This window comes from Caballeronia udeis (assembly GCF_044909315.1).
Classification (GTDB): domain Bacteria; phylum Pseudomonadota; class Gammaproteobacteria; order Burkholderiales; family Burkholderiaceae; genus Caballeronia; species Caballeronia udeis_A.
In genome coordinates this window covers 197,354-216,631 of record NZ_JBIYEB010000006.1, presented here as the reverse complement: position 1 = coordinate 216,631, position 19,278 = coordinate 197,354, and the positions used below count along the sequence as shown (strand labels likewise).

At 61.5% G+C, this 19,278-nt stretch carries 19 protein-coding genes and 1 riboswitch; of the genes, 2 read left to right on the top strand and 17 right to left on the bottom strand.

Features of this window, described 5'->3' with window-relative positions; all coding sequences use genetic code 11:
• Positions 1-12 precede the first annotated feature (12 nt).
• The 11 genes from ABH944_RS12695 to ABH944_RS12645 form a co-directional block, all read right to left on the bottom strand.
• Positions 13-1,122 (bottom strand): TraB/GumN family protein, encoded by a 1,110-nt coding sequence (locus tag ABH944_RS12695; protein WP_404606280.1) that lies wholly within the window; start codon positions 1,120-1,122, stop codon positions 13-15.
• Entirely contained in the window at positions 1,115-2,119 is a 1,005-nt protein-coding gene (locus ABH944_RS12690) for a peptide ABC transporter ATP-binding protein (RefSeq protein ID WP_062084851.1), read from the bottom strand. The genes ABH944_RS12695 and ABH944_RS12690 overlap by 8 nt, the downstream gene beginning before the upstream one ends.
• Complete coding sequence (locus ABH944_RS12685; protein WP_404606279.1) at positions 2,116-3,111, bottom strand: ABC transporter ATP-binding protein; 996 nt, start codon at positions 3,109-3,111, stop codon at positions 2,116-2,118. Before ABH944_RS12685 ends, ABH944_RS12690 begins: the two co-directional genes overlap by 4 nt.
• Before the next feature lies 1 nt (position 3,112).
• Complete coding sequence (locus tag ABH944_RS12680) at positions 3,113-4,030, bottom strand: ABC transporter permease subunit (protein ID WP_404606277.1); 918 nt, start codon at positions 4,028-4,030, stop codon at positions 3,113-3,115.
• A gap of 4 nt (positions 4,031-4,034) precedes the next feature.
• Positions 4,035-5,045 carry an ABC transporter permease subunit gene (locus ABH944_RS12675; RefSeq protein ID WP_404606275.1) on the bottom strand — a complete coding sequence of 337 codons (1,011 nt, stop codon included), beginning with the start codon at positions 5,043-5,045 and terminating at the stop codon, positions 4,035-4,037.
• A 113-nt stretch (positions 5,046-5,158) separates the two neighbouring features.
• The gene (locus ABH944_RS12670) at positions 5,159-6,793 is read right to left on the bottom strand and encodes an ABC transporter substrate-binding protein (protein ID WP_404606274.1); all 1,635 of its coding nucleotides are present in this window, start codon (positions 6,791-6,793) and stop codon (positions 5,159-5,161) included.
• Between the two features lie 434 nt (positions 6,794-7,227).
• Complete coding sequence (gene metF / locus ABH944_RS12665) at positions 7,228-8,067, bottom strand: methylenetetrahydrofolate reductase [NAD(P)H] (protein ID WP_404606272.1); 840 nt, start codon at positions 8,065-8,067, stop codon at positions 7,228-7,230.
• Between the two features lie 38 nt (positions 8,068-8,105).
• A complete protein-coding gene (locus ABH944_RS12660; protein ID WP_031364155.1) occupies positions 8,106-8,456 on the bottom strand; it encodes a phage holin family protein in 351 nt (116 codons plus the stop codon).
• Positions 8,457-8,536: 80 nt separating this feature from the next.
• Entirely contained in the window at positions 8,537-9,958 is a 1,422-nt protein-coding gene (ahcY, locus tag ABH944_RS12655) for an adenosylhomocysteinase (protein ID WP_062084857.1), read from the bottom strand.
• 32 nt (positions 9,959-9,990) lie between these two features.
• A riboswitch (S-adenosyl-L-homocysteine riboswitch) is annotated at positions 9,991-10,125 on the bottom strand.
• Positions 10,126-10,232: 107 nt separating this feature from the next.
• Entirely contained in the window at positions 10,233-10,955 is a 723-nt protein-coding gene (locus ABH944_RS12650; RefSeq protein WP_404606270.1) for an LrgB family protein, read from the bottom strand.
• A gap of 28 nt (positions 10,956-10,983) precedes the next feature.
• On the bottom strand, positions 10,984-11,457 hold the full coding sequence (locus tag ABH944_RS12645) for a CidA/LrgA family protein (RefSeq protein WP_404606269.1): 474 nt from the start codon (positions 11,455-11,457) through the stop codon (positions 10,984-10,986).
• Between the two features lie 121 nt (positions 11,458-11,578).
• Between ABH944_RS12645 and ABH944_RS12640 the strand changes: the two genes are divergently transcribed.
• Positions 11,579-12,532, top strand: a complete 954-nt coding sequence (locus tag ABH944_RS12640; RefSeq protein WP_404606267.1) for a LysR family transcriptional regulator — start codon at positions 11,579-11,581, stop codon at positions 12,530-12,532.
• A 124-nt stretch (positions 12,533-12,656) separates the two neighbouring features.
• Here ABH944_RS12640 and ABH944_RS12635 read toward each other — a convergent pair whose 3' ends face one another.
• The gene (locus tag ABH944_RS12635) at positions 12,657-13,058 is read right to left on the bottom strand and encodes an OmpA family protein (RefSeq protein ID WP_404606266.1); all 402 of its coding nucleotides are present in this window, start codon (positions 13,056-13,058) and stop codon (positions 12,657-12,659) included.
• A complete protein-coding gene (locus ABH944_RS12630) occupies positions 13,055-14,335 on the bottom strand; it encodes a DUF937 domain-containing protein (RefSeq protein WP_404606265.1) in 1,281 nt (426 codons plus the stop codon). The genes ABH944_RS12635 and ABH944_RS12630 overlap by 4 nt, the downstream gene beginning before the upstream one ends.
• 364 nt (positions 14,336-14,699) lie before the next feature.
• On the opposite strand from ABH944_RS12630, the gene ABH944_RS12625 reads away from it, so the two are divergent.
• A complete protein-coding gene (locus tag ABH944_RS12625) occupies positions 14,700-16,400 on the top strand; it encodes an isovaleryl-CoA dehydrogenase (protein ID WP_404606264.1) in 1,701 nt (566 codons plus the stop codon).
• A gap of 71 nt (positions 16,401-16,471) precedes the next feature.
• On the opposite strand, the gene ABH944_RS12620 is transcribed toward ABH944_RS12625, so the two are convergent.
• From ABH944_RS12620 to fliS, 4 genes are all read right to left on the bottom strand, one after another.
• Positions 16,472-16,807, bottom strand: coding sequence for an EscU/YscU/HrcU family type III secretion system export apparatus switch protein (locus tag ABH944_RS12620; RefSeq protein ID WP_062084863.1), 336 nt, complete (start codon positions 16,805-16,807; stop codon positions 16,472-16,474).
• Positions 16,808-16,809: 2 nt separating this feature from the next.
• Entirely contained in the window at positions 16,810-18,174 is a 1,365-nt protein-coding gene (gene fliK, locus ABH944_RS12615) for a flagellar hook-length control protein FliK (RefSeq protein ID WP_404606262.1), read from the bottom strand.
• Between the two features lie 79 nt (positions 18,175-18,253).
• Positions 18,254-18,586 carry a flagellar protein FliT gene (locus tag ABH944_RS12610; RefSeq protein WP_404606261.1) on the bottom strand — a complete coding sequence of 111 codons (333 nt, stop codon included), beginning with the start codon at positions 18,584-18,586 and terminating at the stop codon, positions 18,254-18,256.
• A 24-nt stretch (positions 18,587-18,610) separates the two neighbouring features.
• On the bottom strand, positions 18,611-19,024 hold the full coding sequence (gene fliS, locus ABH944_RS12605) for a flagellar export chaperone FliS (protein WP_404606260.1): 414 nt from the start codon (positions 19,022-19,024) through the stop codon (positions 18,611-18,613).
• Positions 19,025-19,278: the final 254 nt, after the last annotated feature.

Here is a 19,278-nt window from a genome sequence, read left to right as displayed (position 1 = left end):
AAGGGCGTGGGTTCAAGCCGGATCCACCACGAATCCACGCTTTCTAAGCAACGCCAGCACGCCTCTGCTCCCGCCAAGATGCAACGCGCCGATAGCCATGAACACCGGCTTGTTCGGCGCGGCCATCGCCACCACTCGCGCCGCGAACCGATAGTTACGGTCGACCACCACGCGGTTATCGATCTGCCTGGCAAGCTGCCTCGATCGCGCCAGTTTCTCCGTCTTGGCGTCGTCCCAGGCCTTGAGCGCATCGGCGTCGCCAATCCGCCATAAGCGGTGCAACTCCTTCACATCGGCGATATTCTCCGCCGGCGTCTGCACCAGATCCTGCCCAAGCATTTCCCGTTGCTGCGCCTGCGTGAGCCGTGTGAACGTGGAGATCTGCTCATTGAGCGTCTCCAGTCCGACCACCCGCCCGCGAGGCCGCAAATACACGTTCTGCAATTGCGTTTCCGTACCGAACTCGGTCTGGAATCCGGCCTTCAATGTATCGACCGTTTCGACCAGCATCGACGCCAGCCATGGCCGCGACCGGCTGATATCGTCGAGCATGGCGGGGTTGCCGTGCATGCGTGTTTCCAGCTTTTTCCACAGCGCATCGGGCAGATACCGCGGCAGGCACGGCGTCCGGCATGCGCCGTATTTGCTGACTTCGTCGGCCGAAACCACCAGGTCATCGGGGGAGATTTCCAGCGCAAGAGTGGGCGATGCATCGAGCGCGCCGAGAATCGGCTTGCGGAACGGCTGGCTGGCGGGATAGTCGTCGGCATAACCCACGTGCAGCGTGCCAAGCACATAGATGGTGACCTGGCCTTTGGTCGCGACGTAGAACGGCATATGCGCGGGCTGCGCCTGCACCGGACCACTGGCGGTGGTCCCGTCGGAACGGTCTACATCGGGAGGAGCCGGACGCGCAGGCGGAACACTTAAACCCGGCAATGAGCCGGGCAACGAAGCAGAGGATGTGGGCGGCGTCGCGGCGCCCGGCGGCGAGCGCGCGCCGGTCACCGCGAAAGCCAGGCGCGGCGAGAGGCAAAAAACAGCCAGGATCGCTGCCGCTACAAGAGCAAAACCCGCAGCAAAACGGCGCGCAACCTGCCGCGCCGTCTGCGCTTCAGGCATCGATCTCCCCGACTTCCTCGGCGCGGTGACATGACACGTGCCGCCCATCGACGAAACGCAGCGCCGGTTCTTCCACGCGGCATTTATCGATTGCATACGGACAGCGCTGATGAAATGTGCAACCTGATGGAGGGTTCAGCGGCGAAGGCATTTCGCCCTGCAGCCGGATCTTGATGCGCCGGTCTTCTTCGAACAAGGCAGGCGTCGCCGACATCAGCGCGCGCGTGTACGGATGGCGCGGCCGTGCGTAGATCGTTGCTTTGTCGCCAAGTTCGGCTACACCGCCAAAATACATCACCATGACGTCATCGGCGATATGTTCCACCACCGACAAGTTGTGCGAGATGAACACATAGCTCGTCCCGAACTGCTGCTGCAGATCCATGAACAGGTTCAGGATCTGCGCCTGGATGGACACATCCAGCGCGGACACGGGTTCATCGGCCACCAGGATCTGCGGATCCAGAATCATCGCACGCGCGATAGCAACCCGCTGGCGCTGCCCGCCCGAGAACATGTGCGGATACCGCGCCGCGTGTTCAGGCCGAAGCCCGACCGTGCGCATCATGTGGGCGATACGCTCGGCGCGCTCGCCGGGCGACAGCTTGGTGTTGATCGCGAGCGGTTCGCCCAGCGTCTGCTCGACGGTCTTGCGCGGATTGAGCGACGCGAACGGGTTCTGGAACACCATCTGCACGCGCTGCCGCAAGTCGGCCACCTTCGCCCGGCTCGCGTTCGCCACGTCTTCACCGTCGATCAGCAAACGCCCGGACGTAGGCGCTTCGATCATCGTCAACTGACGCGCCAGCGTCGATTTGCCGCAGCCGGATTCACCCACCACGGCAAGCGTCTTGCCCCGCTCGAGCGAGAACGACACGCCGTTCAACGCCTTCACGGTGCCCTGCTGGAACATGCTGCGCTTGACGCTGTAGTACCTGGCCAGTTTATCGGCGACCAGGACGGTGTCTTTAGCGAAAGTCTCAGGAACGGCATTCATCGCGCGCCTCCGTGTTCTGCCACGAGTTCCATGTTCAGCGGCTTGATACAGCGTGCGCGCACTGCCGGATCGTTCGGGGCGAGTTGAAAGAGCGCCGGCCGCGCCTTGCGGCAATCGTCGACGGCGTAGCTGCAGCGGGGGGCGAACAAACATCCGGCCGGACGGTCGTCGCGGCCCGGCACCATGCCCGGCAACGCCGCGAGACGCTCGGCGCCGCGGCTATGTTCGGGAATGGCCGCGAGCAACGCTTCCGTGTACGGATGATGCGGCTCGCTGAAGATGGTCGGCACATGATTCGTTTCGATAATCTCGCCCGCGTACATCACGGCCACGCGCTGCGCGACTTCGGACACGACCGCGAGATCGTGCGAAATCAGCACGAGCGCCATGCCGCGTTCCTTTTGCAGCTTGACCAGCAACTCCATGATCTGCGCCTGGATGGTCACGTCGAGCGCGGTGGTGGGTTCGTCGGCAATCAGCAGTTTCGGATTGCACGCCACCGCCATCGCGATCATCACGCGCTGGTTCATGCCGCCGGACATCTGGTGCGGGAAGGCGTCGATACGGCTCTTCGCGTCGGGAATCCCCACCTGATCGAGCAATTCCAGCGCGCGTTGCTGCAGCTTCGCGCCTCTCAGCCCTTCGTGAAGCTTCAAGACTTCCTTGATCTGATACCCGACGGTGTAGCTCGGGTTCAGGCTGGACAACGCGTCCTGGAAGACCATGGCAATGTCCTTGCCAATGATCTTCCTGCGTTGCCGCGCCGACGCCTTCTGCAAGTCGACGCCGTTGAACGTGACCTGGTCGGCGGTGACAATGCCGGGTGCATCGATCAGGCCCATGAGCGCCATCATCGTGACGCTTTTGCCGGAACCCGATTCGCCGACAACGCCGACCACTTCGCCGGGTTTGACGGACATATCGATTCGATCAACCGCCGGGAGCCCGTTGAAGCTCACGGCGAGATTGCGGATGGTTAGGAGATCGTCCATATCACGCCATCCGTTTGAGTTTGGGATCGAGTGCATCGCGCAGCCCGTCGCCGAGCAGGTTGATCACCAGGACCGAAATCAGAATGGAAAGCCCGGGCATGGTCACGATCCACCACGCACTTTCGATGTAATCACGCGCCGACGCGAGCATGGCGCCCCACTCCGCCGCAGGCGGTTGCACGCCGAGGCCGAGAAAACCGAGCGCGGCGGCATCCAGAATGGCCGATGAAAAACCGAGCGTTGCCTGCACGATCAGCGGTGCGGCGCAGTTCGGCAGCACTTGCGAGAACATCAGGCGCACGGTGCCGGCTCCGGCCACGCGCGACGCCGTCACGTATTCGCGCTGCAATTCACCGAGCGCCGCGGCGCGCGTCAAACGCACATAACCCGGCAACGCGACAATCGCGATGGCGAGCATGGTGTTCATCAGCCCGGGGCCGATGATCGCAACCACCGCGACCGCCAGCAGCAGCGAAGGCAGCGCGAGCAGCACGTCCATGATGCGCATGATCGGCGTGTCGAGCCATTTCTGGAAAAACGCCGCGATCAACCCGAGCACGATGCCCGGAATCAACGCCAGCACCACCGACACAAAGCCGATCCAGAACGACAGCCGCGCGCCGTACATCAGACGGGAGAGGATGTCGCGGCCGGCTTCGTCGGTACCTAGAACGAAGCGCCAGTTGCCGCCGTCGAGCCACGCGGGCGGGATCTTGACGTTGTCGCGATATTGCTCGATCGGACTATGCGGAGCGATCAACGGCGCAAAGATGGCGATGAACACCAGGACCAGCACGATCGCGCCGGCCGCCACCGCGCCGCGATTGCGAGAGAAATTGGCCCAGAACTCGCGCGCGGCGAGGAATCGGCCACTCGGGACACGGGTCAATGTCTGGGGAATGTTTGGGATATCGGCCATTGGCTTACCTCGTGTGGCGAATGCGCGGATTCAGCACGCCGTACAACAAGTCGACGACCAGATTCACAAGAATGACGAGCGTAGCGATCATCAAAATCCCGCCCTGCACGACGGGATAATCGCGGCGGCTGATGGCATCGATGAGCCATTTGCCCACGCCCGGCCACGAGAACAACGTCTCGGTAAGCACGGCGCCGGCGAGCAGCGTACCGACCTGCAGACCGATCACGGTCACCACCGGAATCAGCGCGTTACGCAGCGCATGCACGACCACCACGCGTCCCGGCGCGAGTCCTTTGGCTCGTGCCGTGCGGATGTAATCCTCGCGCAACACTTCGAGCATGGACGAGCGTGTCATCCGCGCGATCACGGCAAGCGGAATGGTGCCCAGCACAATGGTCGGCAAGATCAGATGGCTGACGGCGGACTTGAACGCGCCTTCATCGTCGGAAAAGAGTGCGTCCCACAGCATGAAGCCGGTGCGGTGCGGAATGTCGTATTCCACGGCTATACGCCCGGAAACCGGCGTCCATCCCAGCTTCGCCGAAAAGAACATGATGAGGATCAAACCCCACCAGAAGATCGGCATGGAGTAACCGGTAAGCGCGGTGCCCATCACGCCATGATCGACGACCGTGCCGCGCTTCAACGCGGCGGCCACGCCGGCCGGCAATCCGATCACCAGCGCGAAGATCATCGCGCAGATCGCGAGTTCGAGCGTGGCCGGAAAGCGCGCCAGGAATTCGCCCATCACGCTGGTATTGGTGATGATCGACATGCCGAGATCGCCTTTCAGCGCGTGTCCGACATAGTGGAGATATTGAACAGGTAGCGGCAGGTCAAGCCCGAGCCGCTTCATTGCTTCGGCATGCATTGCCGGGTCCACGCCGCGCTCGCCCATCATGACTTCGATAGGATCGCCCGGGATCAGGTGGATTAACGCGAACGCCAGGATCGTGATGCCGATGAACGTCGGGATCACCATGCCTATGCGCCGCAAAACGAATCGGAACATGGTTCGTCTCTTTGGGGAGGAAAAATGCGACCGGCGACGCGGGCTTGTGACCCTTGTCGCCGGACCTTTTCGACTAATTTTAGTTTTAGTGCATGAAGCGTACCGCTACCAGCTTACTGCACGCCAACGCCGTCGAAACGCAGGTAACCCAGCGGCTCGATCTTCATGCCGATCACCTTCTTGCTCGTCGGCTGATACACCGTGGAGTGAGCGATCGGCGAGAACGGCAGTTGATCAGCGAAGATTTGCTGCGCTTGCGTATAAGCCTGCGTGCGCTGCGCCTGGTCGGACGTATTGCGGCCCTTGATCACCAGGTCGTTGAACGGCTTGTAGCACCAGTGCGAGAAGTTGCTGCCGTTGACCGCTTCGCAACCCAGCAGCGTGCCGAGCCAGTTATCCGGATCGCCGTTGTCGCCCGTCCAGCCAATCAGCATGGCGTCGTGTTCGCCAGCGTGGCCGCGCTTGATGTACTCGCCCCACTCATACGACACAATATTTGCCTTCACGCCGATCTTCGCCCAGTCGGCCTGGATCATTTCGGCCATCAGACGTGCGTTCGGGTTGTACGGACGCTGTACCGGCATGGCCCACAGGTTCATTTCGAAACCGTTCGGGAAACCTGCCTTCGCGAGCAGCGCCTTGGCCGCTGCGGTGTCGTACGGCTGAACCTTCAGGTTCTTGTCGTAGGACCATTCGGTTGGCGGAATCGGTGCAATCGCGGCCTGACCTGCGCCTTGATACACTGACTCAATGATCGCCTTCTTGTTGATCGCCATGTCCAGCGCGCGGCGTACATCGACGTTATCGATGTTCTTCTTGGTCGTGTTGTATGCCACGTAACCTTCGTTGAAGCCCGGTTGCGACGGCGTGTCGAGGTTCGTGTCGGCCTTCAGCGGTGCAATGTCAGCCGGGCGCGGATAGGCCATCACCTGGCATTCGTTGTTCTTGAGCTTCTGCACGCGCACGGCGGCATCCGGCGTGATCGAGAAGATCAGCTTCGAGATCTTGACTGCGCCCGGCTTCCAGTAATCAGGATTGCCGTCGAAACGGATGGTCGCGTCTTTCGTGTAGCTGCGGAAAATAAACGGGCCAGTGCCAACCGGCTGCTGGTTGATGTCCGAAGCCTTGCCCGCTTTCAACAGTTGCTGAGCGTATTCATCCGACTGGATGGATGCATATTCCATCGCCATGTTCTGGATAAACGGTGCGTTGACTTCCTTCAGCGTGAACTTCACCGTGTACGGGTCGACTGCTTCGACCTTCGTGATCAGCTTGTCCAGGCCCATGTCCGTGAAGTACGGAAACGACGCCGGGTAAGCCTTGCGGAACGGCTGGTTCGGGTCGAGCATGCGGTTGAACGTGAACAGCACGTCGTCGGCGTTGAACTCGCGCGTCGGCTTGAAGAACGACGTGGTCTGGAACTTCACGCCATGGCGCAGATGGAACGTGTAGGTCAGGCCATCAGGCGATACATCCCACTTTTCCGCGAGACCGGGTTCTACTTTCGTGCCGCCGCGCTCGAATTCCACTAGGCGGTTGTAGACCGTGAAGGTGTTTGCAGTGAAATCGGTGCCCGTCGTGTATTGCGCGGGATCGAAACCGGCCGGGCTGCCTTCTGAGCAGTAGACGAGCGTTTTGTTGGGAATGGGTGCTGCTTGAGCGACGCTCGCGGTTACGAGCGATGCCGCGATGGCGGCGCTTAATGCCATCGATAAACGAGCGGCTCGTAACAGGCCAATTTTCTTCATGTTTCCTCCAGGATCGGTGCCGGCTAAAACCAGCGTAGCGCGATATTACTGAGCTTTGCCGGGGGGAACAAGGCGACGAAATTCCCTATGGGAAATAGCGTCAGCACGTGTGTCCGGCAAGCCAGGCCACAAAGTTGAAAAGGCCGCGTTTTCGCTTAACTTCTTCGAGTTATCGGGGTTTTTGGCCGATTCGGCGCGTTTTTCATGGATTCACGCTTTGTCGGAAAACCCTCGCACCACGGCGAATTCGGGCGCTACCGTAGCACGAAAGAAATGTAAATATAAGTTAATGACCCGGATTGTTGCGCGCAGAAAACATGAGTGCATCATGTTTCGTTATGCACAATGTTTCAAGGTGATTAAACACTGAGAGGCGAAATACGAAAAACGGGAGGGAACCGCGCGGCGAACGCCGCGCGGGTAATACATAAACATCAGGCTTTAGGCAAAACCAGGCGCTCGCAAATCGTCTTGCTCGCGGCCGCGCCGTTCAGCGTATAAAAATGCAGCCCCGGCGCGCCTTCCTTCACCAGCCGTTCGCACAAACCGGTCACGACATCCAGCCCGAACGCGCGAATAGCTTCTTTGTCGTCGCCATAGCTTTCCAGGCGGCGGGCAATCCACTTCGGCACTTCCGCACCGCACATCTCGGAGAAACGCATCAGCTGCGAGAAGTTCGTGATGGGCATGATGCCCGGCACGATTGGAACGTCGACACCGAGCTTGCGGGCGTCATCGACGAAACGGAAATAGGCGTCCGCGTTAAAGAAGTACTGCGTGATCGCCGAGTTCGCGCCGGCCTGCACCTTGCGCACGAAGTTGTCCATATCGGACTTGGGCGAACGCGCCTGCGGGTGATATTCCGGATACGCCGCGACTTCAATGTTGAACCAGTCGCCGTGCTCGGCCCGGATGAAGCCAACCAGTTCCGACGCATACCGCAACTCGCCGACTTCGCCCATGCCCGAAGGCAAGTCGCCACGCAACGCGACAATGTGACGAATGCCATGCTCACGATACGCGCCGAGAATGGCCCGCAGACTCTCCTTCGACGACCCGATGCACGACAAATGCGGTGCCGCTTCGAGTCCCTGCTTCATCATCTCGACGACAGTGTCGAGCGTGCCTTGCTGCGTGGAACCGCCCGCACCGAACGTCACGGAGACGAACTTCGGGTTGAGCATCTTGAGCTGCGCGCCGGTTGCGCGCAATTTCTCGATTCCTTCCTGCGTTTTCGGCGGGAAAAACTCGAATGAGAGTTCGATCGGTTTCATGGGAGGAGTTGAACGCGCGCGCGAAGGCATTCGCGTTCTTAGAAGTTGCGCTGACCGAGGATCAGCGCGGACAGCAGCCAGGACACGATGCTGTACAGAATCGAGCCGAAGAAAGCCGACCAGAAACCCGATACCTCGAAGCCTTTCAGCAACGAAGCGCACAGCCAGAAACACAGCGCATTCACCACGAGGATGAACAACCCGAGCGTGAGAATGGTCACCGGCAGCGTAAGCAGCACCAGCAACGGACGCAGAAACGTATTGATCAGCCCGAGCACGATCGCGACGATCAGCGCGGTGCCGAAACTGCGAATGTGAATCGACGGCACGAGGTAAGTGATGATCAGCAGCGCAAGCGCGTTGATCAGCCAGGTCAGCAGCACGGACATCGATAGTCTCCTGGTACTTGGGGAAGGGGCGCGTGCGTGGGTTTGGTCAAACCCACGCACGCCTTGAGACTAAACCGCGATCAATAACGGTAGTGGTTCGGCTTGAACGGACCCATCTTGTCCACGCTGATATAGCTGGCCTGATAGTCCGACAGCACGGTCAGTTCAGCACCAATACGGCCCAGATGCAGACGCGCGACCTTTTCATCAAGGTGCTTGGGCAACACGTAGACCTTGTTTTCGTACTTGTCGCCGTGCACGAACAATTCGATCTGCGCGATCGTCTGGTTGGTGAACGAAGCCGACATCACGAACGACGGGTGACCCGTCGCGCAACCCAGGTTCACCAGGCGGCCTTCAGCCAGCAGGATGATGCGCTTGCCGTCGGGGAAAATGATGTGATCGACTTGCGGCTTGATGTTTTCCCACGTGTACTGGCGCGTGGAGGCAACGTCGATTTCCGAGTCGAAGTGTCCGATATTGCAGACGATAGCGTTGTTGCGCATCGCCTTCATATGGTCATGGCCGATCACGTGGAAATTGCCCGTTGCGGTCACGAAAATGTCGGCCTTGTCGGCGGCATATTCCATGGTGACCACGCGGTAACCTTCCATGGCCGCCTGCAGTGCGCAGATCGGGTCGATTTCCGTGACCCACACCGTTGCGCCCAGACCGCGCAGCGATTGCGCGCAGCCCTTGCCCACGTCGCCGTAACCTGCGACGACCGCGATCTTGCCGGCGATCATGACGTCGGTGGCGCGCTTGATGCCGTCCACCAGCGATTCACGGCAGCCGTACAGGTTGTCGAACTTCGACTTCGTGACCGAGTCGTTCACGTTGATGGCCGGGAACGGCAGGCGCCCTTCCTTTTCCATCTGATACAGACGATGCACGCCGGTGGTGGTCTCTTCCGTCACGCCCTGGATGTGCGCGAGGCGCTTGGAGTACCACGCCGGGTCGATGTCGAGGTGAGCGGCAATCGACTTGTACAGCGCGATTTCTTCTTCGTTTTCCGGCTTGGCAATGACCGAGCGGTCCTTTTCAGCCTTCGAGCCAAGGATCAGCAGCAACGTGGCGTCGCCGCCGTCGTCGAGGATCATGTTGGCGAATTCGCCGTTCGGCCATTCGAAGATGCGGTGGGAAAATTCCCAGTATTCGTCGAGCGATTCGCCCTTGAATGCGAACACCGGTACGCCGCCCTGTGCAATAGCCGAGGCAGCGTGATCCTGCGTCGAGAAGATGTTGCACGATGCCCAGCGGACGTCCGCGCCAAGCGCGGTCAGCGTTTCGATCAGCACGCCGGTCTGGATGGTCATATGCAGCGAACCCGCGATACGCGCGCCCTTCAGCGGCTGCGATACCTTGTATTCCTCACGCGTTTGCATGAGGCCGGGCATTTCCGTTTCAGCAATATTCAGTTCCTTGCGGCCCCAGGCAGCAAGAGACATATCGGCGACAACGAAATCTTTGTTGGTATTTGAATCGAGAACTGCGGCGTTCATCACGCCCTCCTTTCTAATGGAAATATAGAAATTTGACGTGAGCGCCGTTCGATGCGGTGGTTCAACAAGCGCTTACTGGTCTGAAAGCGCCGGTCACTCCGTCCGATTGAATGCTTCGAGCCTGGCGGCCTTCGTAGATGAAAGCCGTCGCAACGCTCCTCGAAGCGAGTTGGGATTGTAGCAAATTGGGATGGAGGGAGCGCGTTTGAGTGCGGGCTTTGTTTTACCCGCGCCCGCAGCAAAATCCCCAGGCGCGGACGGAATTCCGCACGCCTTAGAACGGCAAAAATGCCAATGCCGGCGCCAATAACACCATGATCACGCCGGCGATCATCATCGTCAGGCTGGCGACTACGCCCTCTTCACTGCCGAGTTCGCGCGCTTTCGCCGTGCCTACGCCATGCGCCGCCGCGCCGAACAACGCACCGCGGGCCAGGCGAGATCTCAAGGGCACGAACGCCAGCACGATTTCACCAAACAGCATGCCGACCACGCCCGTCGCGATCACGAACAACGCGGTGAGATCCTTCGGCGCATGAAGCTTGTCGGAGACGGCGAGCGCAAAGGGTGTCGATACCGATCGGGTGGCGAGGCTGCGCTGCAATTCCGGCGACAAATGCAGCAATTTCGCCAGTATCAGCGAACCGCCGACAGCCACCAGGATCCCGACCGTCACGCCCACCGATAGCGACAACCAATGCTTTCTCAACAATTGCCGATATTCAAAAATCGGCACGGCGAACGCAACGGTAGCGGGCCCGAGCAGCCACATGAGCCAGCGTGTATCGGCGAAATAAACGGGGTACGGAATGCGCGCGCACAGCACCATCGCGACCAGCGCGACCGGAACGGTCAGCATCGGCGTGAGCCACGGGAGCGGGAAACGCGCATAAAGGCGCTTCGACACGAAATACAACACCACCGTCAGCACGAAACAACCCGCCGCGATCGGACGCGCGGCGGCATCGGCGAATAGGAAGTCGTAGAGAGGGGTCATCGCGATAGCGGAAAACTAGCGGCAACCGTCAGGCGCGGGCAGCGTGGCGCGCAGCCGTTATGCGGCGCAATTCCAGCCGGCGTTCGAGCTTCGAAGCCTGTTCCACGGCAAATGCCACGGCGACCATCACCATCAGCGTGCCGAACACCACGACCAGCGCCAGCCGCCAGCCGTCCTCCCGGAACAAACCACCGTATTGGACGGCCGCAACCGCGGCGGGGATAAAGAACAGCAGCATGTCGGAGAGCAGCCAGTCCGCGCCCGCCTTGACCCAGCGCGGCGCAACGCCACCGCAGAACAGCAGCGCGAGCAAGGTCAGCAGTCCGACTACACCACCCGGCACAGGCAGGTGGAAAGCGCGCACCACGAAGTCAGCGAGCAGCCAGATCGCAGCAAGTCCGGCGCTCTGCAGCGCAATGCGCACAAACCGCCCGAACGCGCCGCTTGACTCAGCGGCGGCCGGAAGCGCCGATGCGCGCAAGACATTGGTGGGAAGGGACATGGCACACCTTTCTGCTGATTGATAAGGGTTAACCTGAAGGCGAATATAGCGTGCGACGCAGCATAATAAAAATGACTTAAACTTATCAAATGCATTCCAATCTGGAATTCAAGGGATATGTATGGAATTACGATCGCTGCGGTATTTTGTTGAGGTCGTGAAGCAGAAAAGCTTCACGGCTGCGGCGGAGAAAATGTTCGTCACGCAGCCGACCATCAGCAAGATGGTGAAGTCGCTAGAGGACGAAATCGGTTCGCCGCTGCTGCTGCGCGAAAGCCGCCAGATGGTGCTCACCGACGCCGGCCAGATCGTCTATCAGCGCGGACTGGAAGTGCTCGCGGCGCACGCGCAACTTGAAGCCGAACTCAACGATCTCGGCAAACTCGGGCGCGGCACGCTGACTATCGGCATTCCGCCAATGGGCGGATCGCTGTTCACGCCGGCCATTGCCACCTTCAAGAAGCGCTATCCGAAGGTGGAGCTGAAACTGTTCGAGCGTGGCTCGAAGGCGATCGAGGCGGCGCTGATCGACGGCGAACTGGAACTGGGCGGTGTGCTGCAACCCGTCGATCTCGCCACGTTCGACGTGCTGCCGATCAGCCGCCAGTTGCTCTGGCTCGTCGCGCCAAAAGGCTCGCGCTGGGACGCCGCGGTGGACGTGCGGCTTGCCGATCTCGCGCCGGAGCCGTTCGTGTTCTATGGCGAAAGCCTGGCGTTGTCTGATCTCGTGCTTACCGCCTGCAGCGAAGCGGGGTTCACGCCAACTATTGTCGGGCGCAGCGGCCACTGGGATTTCATGGCGGCGCTGGTGCAGGCGGGCGTCGGTATTGCATTGCTGCCCGCGCCGTATTGCCGGCGGCTCGATGTCAACGCGTTCACCTGCCGCCCGGTCGTCGCGCCGGAAATTCATTGGGATATGGCCGTGGGCTGGCGGCGTAACGGTTATCTGTCCAATGCCGCGCGCGCGTGGCTCGAGGTCGTGCGGCAAACCCTTCCGGCCAATCTCGGCGATGACTTCCTGCAAGGCCCGGCTGAACGATTTCCGGCACGCGTGCGCAATGCTGCGCCGAGATAGCAAGGCAGTAATATCAAGCGCCACGCCATGAACAAAAACCCCCTGTCCCGCTCGCGCGGGACAGGGGGTTTCAGTTTTTAGTCGCTACGCCGATTTCTACCCTCGGCGGCGTCTGGTCAGTCGATCATTCCTGCACGGCAAAGTCGATCCGGCGGTTCGCGAAACGGCCGCTGGCCGTCGAGTTGTCCGCGATCGGGTGCTCATCGCCGAAACCTTGCGCCGTCAGCGATTCAGCCGGTACGCCATGCTTCACGAGGAACGCGCGCACTGCTTCCGCCCGCTTCTTCGACAACGCCAGATTCGTGCTCGCCGGGCCGACATTGTCGGAGTAACCACCCACGTTCAGCTTCACGGTCTTGCCCTTCGCCTCGCACGCCTTCAGCACTTGTGCCGATTTCGCCAACGCCAGTTGCGCGTCTTGCGGCGGCACGTCGGAACCCGTGCGGAAATTGATGACTTGCAGATTCAGGACCTTGGCGACATCGACGGCGGAACAATCGTCGCTCAACGACGAAAACGCGCTCATGAACGATTCCTTCGCGCTTTCAACCGCTTGCTTGACGTCGAAGGTGCGATGGTGAAACCAGCGCCGAACAAGGACTTCAGCTTGTCCATCCAGCCGTTGCGGACATCTGCAGCCGACCCGCTCAACTCGATCTTCTCGCCCGACAACCTGGCTTCCGCGCCTGGCAGTTGCATCAGCGACAACAGGCCGTCGAGCTTGTCGAGCCAGCTGGCCGGCCTGGTGTCGGGATCGACGGCGATGGCCGCATTCAGACGATCCGCGCCGAACTTCGCCGTCAGTGCGGCGAGCAGTTGAGTCTTCTCTTCCTCGCTGCCGACCGTTGCGCGAATAGTGGGGGCGCCGAGCTTGTCGACGGTGAACGTCAGCAGTGCGGCCTTGGTCGGTGCGGGCGCGGCAGTGGGCGCCGAAGCCGGAGCGGGTTCCGAAGCCGCTTCAGCGGCAACCACCGGAGTCGATGTCACCACCGGCGCTGCGGCGGACGCTGCAGCAGGAGTCGCGGCGGGTGCCGGTGCGAGCGGTGTCTGGTTGCCGCAGCTACGTCCGAACAGCAACGCCAGCAAAGCAAGTGCGGCAGCTACAGCCAGCCACCACCATTTCTTCGATCCAGCCTTCTGTTCCATCACGATCTTGTCGAGCGAAGAGTTGACGGCAGCCGATGCACCAACCGTCGAGGGGTGTTCAAGATGCGACGACACCGCTTTCATCTGCGCGGCAACGCCGGACAGGAAACGGGTCGCACCGCCCAGGCCCAGCGCGCTGGCGATGTCTTCGGTCATGCTTGCCTTCACCATCGGCAATTGATGGCCGAGCAGCGTGGGCAACTGGCCAACGTTGCCGTCGGACTTCGAGAAATAATGCTTTAGCACGCCGAACAGTGCGGTCGTGACGATGCCGCCCAATGCATGCGTGGCGCCAACCGATACGCCGCTCTTCGCTGCCACCGCGTTGCTCAGCGCGTTCACGCGCTCTTCCGACGCCACGCCGCTCGCGAGCCGCATACCCGACGCGAGCAACGACTGCAGGCCGTCGCCGTGGACGAGTTGCGGCAGCATCTCGACAATATTGGCGTTCGAATCCGGCGACATGATGGAAGCGAACAAACTGCGCGCGCCTTCAGGCGATGCGGCTTTGTTCATCAACGACCCGACCAGCGCAGGGGCGATCATGCCGACCACGCGCTTCGCCGCTTCGGGGGCGACGCCCAGTTTTGTAGCGAGTTGTTGCAACACGCTTTCAGTCAAAGCGCTCTGTACCAGCTGAATAACATTGATGCTCATTGAATTGCCTTTTCCTTACTTGCGTGATTGCGCGTACCGCCCTCACAGGGCGGCGCCGATTATAGGTTCGGCATCGAGTAAATAAGGACTTCGGACTAAAAATCGGAAATACCTCAAAGGAGTCGGCGATTTCGCCCGCGGGAAGATTTTTTGCTCGAAATGGGAGACAGGCACTGGCGTTATCGGCACGAGTGAAAACCACCCTGACGCGTCGCATAATCGAGGAGCAAACTTCGGGAAAACAACGCCGTTCATCACAAACCGATACTCTTTTCGGGATTAACCCCGGGCATCGAAATAATCCGGAGCATTGAAGCGGACAGCAAAACGAATGTGCAGCGGCAAGCCATCAAGGAGGCAACCGATGAACTCACCCACCTACGGCCAGACACACGAAGTCACCAACCAGGCTCCGCCGCTCGAGCGTTACAACGCGCTCTCGAGCGACCCGGCGCTGGTCGGCGCCCTCCAGCGCGAAGGCGCGGCGTGGCACCTCGACACCCTCACCCGCGACGGCCTGGCGCTCACTCATCCCGATATTGTTGCGCTCGCCGACCTGGCCAACCGGCATACGCCGGAGCATCACCCGTTCAGCGCGCGCGGTGAGCGTATTGATGCTATCGAGTTTCATCCAGCCTGGCACACGCTGCTTTCCATGCTGCGCGAGCAAGGCCTTCACTCACTGCCATTCGAAACTGCCGCGCCGAAACCCGGTTCCATGGCCGCGCGTGCCGCCGGGTATTTTCTCCACGCACAACTGGAAAGCGGTTCGTTGTGTCCGCTGACCATGACCTTCGCCAGCATTCCCGTGCTGCAGCAGGAGCCCGCGTTGTACGCGACCCTGCAGGCGCAATTGCTCTCGCGTCAGCATGATCCGCGCGATATCCCGCTCGGCGCCGGCAAACAGTCGATGCTGGTCGGCATGGGCATGACCGAGAAACAGGGTGGCTCGGACGTGCGCAGCAACACGACCCGCGCGGTTGCAACAGGCGCAGGCGGACGGGGCGGTGAATACCGGCTGATCGGCCATAAGTGGTTTTTCTCCGCACCCCAATGCGACGCCCATCTCGTTCTGGCGCGCACGGACGGCACGGCCGACAGCGCCCAGGAAAACGGCCCGGTTTCCTGCTTCTATGTGCCGCGTTTCGCGCCTGACGGATCGAAGAATGCCGTGCAGGTCCAGCAGTTCAAGGACAAGCTCGGCAACCGTTCGAACGTCAGCAGTGAAGTCGAATTCCTCGATGCCTACGGTGTCATGGTCGGCAACGAAGGGCGCGGCGTACCGACGATCATCGAAATGGCGAACTTCACGCGTCTCGATTGCGTGATCGGCAGCGCCGCGTTGATGCGTGCCGCGCTGATCCACGCGGTTCATCACGCGCGGCATAGGCGCGTGTTCGGCGCAAAACTCATCGACCAGCCGCTGATGCGCAATGTCCTCGCCGACCTTGCGCTGGAATCCGAGGCGGCCACCGTGCTGTTCATGCGGCTCGCGGGCGCTTTCCAGAATTCAGCCCGGCCGGAAGACCGCGCGTGGCGCCGCATCGTGACGCCGGCGGCCAAGTTCTGGGTCTGCAAACGCACGCTGGAATTCACGGGCGAAGCCATGGAAGTCTGGGGAGGAAACGGTTATGTCGAAACGGGGCCGATGGCGCGGTTTTATCGCGAGGCACCGGTGAATTCGATCTGGGAAGGATCGGGGAACGTGATGTGCCTCGACGTGCTCAGGGCGTTCGAGCGCGAACCCGATGCCGCCCGCGCGCTGCTCGATTCATGGCAGGCGGTGGCGGGCGAACATCGCGTGCTTGGCGCGGCGCTGAACACGCTGCTCGCCATGCTGCGAGGCGACCCGGCCACGCGCGAAGCGTCGGCGCGGGGAATCGCTCAGCAACTGGTGCTCACCGCGCAAGGGGTTCTGCTCGCGCAGCACGCGCCGGCCGACGTTGCGGCGGCGTTCATGGAAACCCGTCTCGGCGATGCCCGCGCAACGGCGAATCGCGTGTACGGAACGCTGCCGGCAACGTTCGATTTCAACGCGGTGATCGAGCGTGCATTCGCGGGGTAGATTCGGGGATCGTCCCGGGGATAGTGGCGGGGATTGTTTATGGACAGCGCGGCAATACAACGCTTGATGAATCATGCCGCGCGTCTACGCCCTTTGCGCACTGGAATTGCCGGGTCCACTTCTGGCGGCGGCCCCGCCTCCACCCCGTTCTCCAGCCGATACAACCACGCTAGCAACTCCGCCACCGCCTGATAAAGCGCAGGCGGAATGCGCGAGTCCAGGTCCACCTGCATCAGCAGCGAGACCATCTCCGGCGACTCGTGCACGTACAGCCCTGCGTCCTTTGCGCGCTGCACGATCATTTCCGCCACCAGCCCGTAGCCCTTCGCGACCACGCGCGGCGCGGCGTCGGCGTTCTTCGTGTCGTAGGTGAGCGCGGTCGCCTGCTTGCGCGAATCGTTGCGCATGCTCACGTGCCGCTCCCGGCCGATGATGAAGCTGACGGTGAAGCTGATGGCGATGGCACAGCGCTCGCGGTATCGGCGAAATGGGAGGGCGCCGGATCAGCGGCCAGCTCCGCCAGCGCGTCGCGTGCATGCACCGTCAACCCCGCAAGCTGAAGACCCGCAGCGTCGAGTTGCTGCCGGAAATGATCGCCATCGGCGGCAAGGCGGGCAGCGCCGCCCTCGCTCGCATTCAAGCGCACGACCAGTTGCTGGCCGGTGAGCACCAGATCCGCATCCACGTTGCCGAGCGTCGGCAATGTCAGCGTGACCCGTGTGTGCCACGCGCGATCGCTATCGGCCGAACCGGCCCCCGCGCCGCTCTCCTGAAACACGTCGCGCTCATGGGGCGCGCGGTTCTGCGGCTGGATTTCCCATTCGAACTTCGCGCCCGGCCACGCTTCGCCGGCCCAGCGAAACTGATCGGTGGCGAGCACGTCGAGCTGCTGGCGGACCAAGGGAAGGGTCGACGGATGAATACCGGAAGCGACAGCCGCCTGCACGGCCGAATCCTGGAGATGCGCGGCCGAAGGCGCCGCGCCCGCTGCCGCAGTCCCGGAACCCTGCGCGGTCGATGAAAACAGGCTCGACGGCATTTCGCGCACCGATGCCGCCAGCGCCGCCGCCTGCTGCGGCGTTTGAGGCGTCGGCACGGGACGCATGGGGTTGAGCGTGTCGGGGGTATCGGCGGCGGTGAAGGTCGGCGGAAGCAGCGTTTCGTCGATCCACACATCGGCCGGCTCATCGTCCGGCGCAGGGAGAGAATCGGACGGCAATGCGCTTCCCAACTTGTCCACGCGCGCCTGCGGCTCATTTCGCATCGACGCCAGCGAACGCTGTCCGCCCAGCCACAGCGCGATATGGTTTTCGTAGAAAAGGCCGCTGTCCACGACGGTCCTCGCGAGCATCGCCGCGAGCACGCTGCTGGGCAGCGGCGGCGCGGGCGGGTTCACCGCGCTCGCGGCATTCGCCGAACTGGAGGAAAACAATGACCCGGACAGGCTCTCGAACGCGCTGGCGGCCACGATCAGACGTGGCGCTGTGGGCCACAGGGGCGTGCTGCCAAGCAAGGCGGGGGTCTCACCGCCGCCGAACCGCGAAATGATATAGAGCGTGCGTGCAATGTCGCTCAACGCGGTCTGCGTTGACGGCCCAGCCGCGGTATACGCGCTGATGGCGGCCGCGGGCGTGGCAACCCGCGGGGTATCGACTGAGAGTTGCGAGGTATTGGCTTGAGGCGCGGTCGAACTGGTCTGCGTATTGAGCGCGGACAACAGCATGTCAGTGCGGCTGGCAAGCAGCGCAGCGACGGCGGAGTCCAGTCCAGTCATGCCAGTATCCCTAGGGTCTACAGTCCGGCCGCACGGCCGGCAACCAGTATCAACGAGCCGCGAACGCGTCAAGACGCGTCTAGCGGAACCCGATCATCTTTTTCAAAACTCGCACTGGCCTGTTCACGGTGAACAACGCTGCGGACAAACGCGCGAGGCTGGGCGTGCTGAGATCACGAATGGCGGCGTCGTCGGCAAGAATCCGGCGCACCAGTTCAAGCTTGCGGGCACGCGCGCTGTCATCCAGTGCGGAATTGGGATCGACCTCTCTCAAGCCGTCGATCAACTCGCGGTACGTGCTTTGCATCGCCTTCAGTTCACCCCATTCTCCGCTGCGTGCTGCGACCAGCATGCACGCAGAAAGTGCGGCAATCGCTTCATAATGAGCGAAATATTCTTGTGTGGTTTTCATTATGTGCAAGCATGTTTCGCGGCTTCACGCCGCAGCCATTTTTGCTGCATCGGGTGCAATCGCCATCCAGGCTTCCTCCAGGGTCGCCAGCAGGCCATCGATCTCCACCAGCACTTGTTCGCTCTGACGCACATTCGCTTCTAGCAACCGGTGCGCCATGTAGGTGTACAACGCGTCCAGGCGTGCCGCGATATCTCCGCCGGCGTCCTTGTTGAGCGCCGGCTGCAAGCCGCTTTCAATGATGTTGATCGCTTTCGTGATCGCCTCGCCGCGTGCCGCGATATTGCCCTGCTGCAGGTGCATCCGCGCCTGGGCGATTGCCTGTCGCGCACCTTGATACAGCATCGCAACCAGCCTGTGCGGGCTCGCACCCATCACCCCTGTCTGGACGCCGACGCGTGCATAGGCGCTAGCTCCACCGTGTCCCTGGGAAAACATCCGACCCTCTCCTGTTGTCGACCAGAGTCGGCGCTTTGGCGCCCTGCTCTGGTCCCATGCCCGTTGTTCGCGGTCGACCGGAGTTGGCACTTCAGCCCCTTACTCCGGTCCCATGTTTCTGTCGTTTCATGCGCGTTGCACGCTAGCGCACTTACCGACGGGAACCGTGATGAACCGATGCCGATGAACCAGTCAGGATCCTGCTATTTGTCTGACCGTTTATCGTGCTGCTATCCGGGTTATCGGAGAAAGCG

Excerpts from the sequence above, each read along its gene's own strand:
- ABH944_RS12660 (WP_031364155.1), bottom strand. The coding sequence starts at position 8,456 with ATGTCCGTGCTGCTGACCTGGCTGATCAACGCGCTTGCGCTGCTGATC.
- ABH944_RS12630 (WP_404606265.1), bottom strand. The coding sequence starts at position 14,335 with ATGAGCATCAATGTTATTCAGCTGGTACAGAGCGCTTTGACTGAAAGC.
- ABH944_RS12695 (WP_404606280.1), bottom strand. The coding sequence starts at position 1,122 with ATGCCTGAAGCGCAGACGGCGCGGCAGGTTGCGCGCCGTTTTGCTGCG.
- ABH944_RS12640 (WP_404606267.1), top strand. The coding sequence starts at position 11,579 with ATGGAATTACGATCGCTGCGGTATTTTGTTGAGGTCGTGAAGCAGAAA.
- ABH944_RS12670 (WP_404606274.1), bottom strand. The coding sequence starts at position 6,793 with ATGAAGAAAATTGGCCTGTTACGAGCCGCTCGTTTATCGATGGCATTA.
- ABH944_RS12680 (WP_404606277.1), bottom strand. The coding sequence starts at position 4,030 with ATGGCCGATATCCCAAACATTCCCCAGACATTGACCCGTGTCCCGAGT.
- ABH944_RS12620 (WP_062084863.1), bottom strand. The coding sequence starts at position 16,807 with ATGCGCAACGATTCGCGCAAGCAGGCGACCGCGCTCACCTACGACACG.
- ABH944_RS12675 (WP_404606275.1), bottom strand. The coding sequence starts at position 5,045 with ATGTTCCGATTCGTTTTGCGGCGCATAGGCATGGTGATCCCGACGTTC.
- ahcY (WP_062084857.1), bottom strand. The coding sequence starts at position 9,958 with ATGAACGCCGCAGTTCTCGATTCAAATACCAACAAAGATTTCGTTGTC.
- ABH944_RS12685 (WP_404606279.1), bottom strand. The coding sequence starts at position 3,111 with ATGGACGATCTCCTAACCATCCGCAATCTCGCCGTGAGCTTCAACGGG.
- ABH944_RS12625 (WP_404606264.1), top strand. The coding sequence starts at position 14,700 with ATGAACTCACCCACCTACGGCCAGACACACGAAGTCACCAACCAGGCT.
- ABH944_RS12635 (WP_404606266.1), bottom strand. The coding sequence starts at position 13,058 with ATGAGCGCGTTTTCGTCGTTGAGCGACGATTGTTCCGCCGTCGATGTC.
- fliS (WP_404606260.1), bottom strand. The coding sequence starts at position 19,024 with ATGTTTTCCCAGGGACACGGTGGAGCTAGCGCCTATGCACGCGTCGGC.
- ABH944_RS12610 (WP_404606261.1), bottom strand. The coding sequence starts at position 18,586 with ATGAAAACCACACAAGAATATTTCGCTCATTATGAAGCGATTGCCGCA.
- ABH944_RS12645 (WP_404606269.1), bottom strand. The coding sequence starts at position 11,457 with ATGTCCCTTCCCACCAATGTCTTGCGCGCATCGGCGCTTCCGGCCGCC.
- metF (WP_404606272.1), bottom strand. The coding sequence starts at position 8,067 with ATGAAACCGATCGAACTCTCATTCGAGTTTTTCCCGCCGAAAACGCAG.
- ABH944_RS12690 (WP_062084851.1), bottom strand. The coding sequence starts at position 2,119 with ATGAATGCCGTTCCTGAGACTTTCGCTAAAGACACCGTCCTGGTCGCC.
- ABH944_RS12650 (WP_404606270.1), bottom strand. The coding sequence starts at position 10,955 with ATGACCCCTCTCTACGACTTCCTATTCGCCGATGCCGCCGCGCGTCCG.
- fliK (WP_404606262.1), bottom strand. The coding sequence starts at position 18,174 with ATGACTGGACTGGACTCCGCCGTCGCTGCGCTGCTTGCCAGCCGCACT.